Below are 658 nucleotides of genomic sequence, written 5' to 3'. Positions count from 1 at the left end.
TTTATCTTTTAATAGTTCATAGCATTTTTTTTCATCTGTGATTTTTTTAAATGGGTAGGAGAAATTTGGTATGTGTACTATATTCTCTTCTTCTGCCATATTCTTCCTTTACATTGAAAAATCAAACAGTGTAGCATTTGATTTTATTTCTATTTTTATTTTAGGCACTTCAGTAGCATCAACCCCACCATGAGCACTATTCTTAACATAGTTTGGTGTTTTAAAATGAATACCAGAACCATCTACTGTTAGCACATTTCCTCCACACTTCAAAGATATTCCAGATGAGCCATCTAGGTTTATTTCTTGTGAGGCTTCGTATAGGATATCTTTTGTATCTAGATGAAAGCCTTCTCTTATATCTATTCCTAGGTTATCTCCTATTTGGATAAAGAAGTCTTCTAGGTATTTATCACTTACATTTTGCTCTACATATTCTAGAAGGGTTTCTTGTATAGTTAGTTGCATATTTCTTTCTAGGATTTGTTTAAAATCTTTTTTTGTGATTGTGTTGAAGTCTTTATTTAGGTTTAGGTTATAGTCCTCTTGTATAGATGCTATTTTCTCCTTCTCAACAGTAGAAATATGATTAAACTTAATATTCTCATTTAAATCATTCCCTATAGTTAAAACAGAATCATTTGCTACAGTCTCTTCT

Annotated in this window: 1 pseudogene; it reads right to left on the bottom strand. The window is 30.5% G+C overall.

Annotated elements, in window-relative coordinates:
• Nucleotides 1-108 precede the first annotated feature (108 nt).
• Nucleotides 109-658, bottom strand: a pseudogene (locus BT997_RS15645) (type VI secretion system tip protein VgrG); the annotation flags it as partial.

The organism is Arcobacter sp. LA11 (genome assembly GCF_001895145.1).
Taxonomy (GTDB): Bacteria; Campylobacterota; Campylobacteria; order Campylobacterales; family Arcobacteraceae; genus Halarcobacter.
The sequence above is the reverse complement of the archived record's forward strand: the minus strand, read 5'-3'. Positions and strand labels throughout refer to the sequence as shown.